This window comes from Deinococcus marmoris (genome assembly GCF_001949125.1).
Classification (GTDB): Bacteria; Deinococcota; Deinococci; order Deinococcales; family Deinococcaceae; genus Deinococcus; species Deinococcus marmoris_A.
In genome coordinates this window covers 1-1137 of record NZ_MSTI01000098.1, presented here as the reverse complement: position 1 = coordinate 1137, position 1137 = coordinate 1, and the positions used below count along the sequence as shown (strand labels likewise).

General features: G+C 57.6%; 1 protein-coding gene. It reads right to left on the bottom strand.

The features are described 5' to 3' along the window. Window positions 1–17: 17 nt before the first annotated feature. Window positions 18–1137, bottom strand: a 1120-nt coding sequence (locus tag BOO71_RS14855) for a transposase (protein ID WP_075833731.1), incomplete at its 5' end; no start/stop codon positions are given.

Genomic DNA, 1137 nt, shown 5'->3' with positions numbered 1-1137 from the left:
CAGTAGTCCGGAAGGTTTCAAGCAGCCTTGACCCCCAGGAGCAGCAGGTCGGCGATCTGTGGGGCGAATTTTTCGCAAGTCAGATCGCCAGGCAACAGAGATAAAATTCGATCAGCGAAAAATTCGTTATAGGCACGGCGTTTTTCGTCTTCCATGCTGAAGACCAGCGGGCCAGCCCGCTGGTTCATCAACTGACTGGCTCTGGCTACAGAAACGCTATGCAGCGCCATATTCCAGTGGAAGTGCAGCGCCTGAGCCTGACGGGACTGGCAATCACCCAGGCCCGCGAACTGCTTGCCGTCCCGGAACGGAAACTCCATCGCAAAACGGGCGCGGTAGAGCTTGACGATGGTGCCCGCACCCATCGTGGGGTCTGTGCTGAACAGCAGTTCGAGCGTCATTCCCGATTTGCCCGGCCACAACAGGGCCACCACCCGGACCACTCGTTTGAGTCCCACGGCATACACCACGGTGGTGTATGCCGTACAAACATCCGTCCACGGCAGTACGTCCCAGCGAGAGAAATCGCTCAAACTTACCTTGCCATCATATTTTTTGGGGCGCCCACGGCGGCCTGTTTTGGGGCCAGGATAGAGATGCTTGAGGGAGGCGTCTCGGCGCAGCTTTCCGACGAAGGGCAGTTGCCCTTCGTCCACGACAGGGTCAACAAACTTTTTCTTGGCGTAGTAGGCATCACCCACGACAGCCAGCACCTGTTCGCGCATGGCATGAGGCAGTTGGGACAAGGTGTTGAGCGTGTCCTGGGCATAGACATCTGTGCGTGTCTGCTGACCAGGCAAATCGGCAGGCGTCTGGCGGATAGACAGCGGGAATGGCTGCTGGGTGTCCAGATCCACCCACGTCACACACGAGCCTTCCAATCCAGAGAGTGAACGCTGCTGACAGCCGCTCCAGAACTGAGCCACACCAGGGGTACAGCGGCCATTTTTGTCGATGAATACTGCGTCGATCCCAATGATGCTCTCCCTGCCCAGACACTGCTGATCTTGCATCTGCAAGATCAAACTGGTGTTCAACTCCACCCACGGCATTGGTTTCTGGAACCAGGCGCGATGGGTTCGCTCAGATGGCCCGCCATAGCGGGCCAGATTGGTGAAATTCAGTCGTCCAGGAACG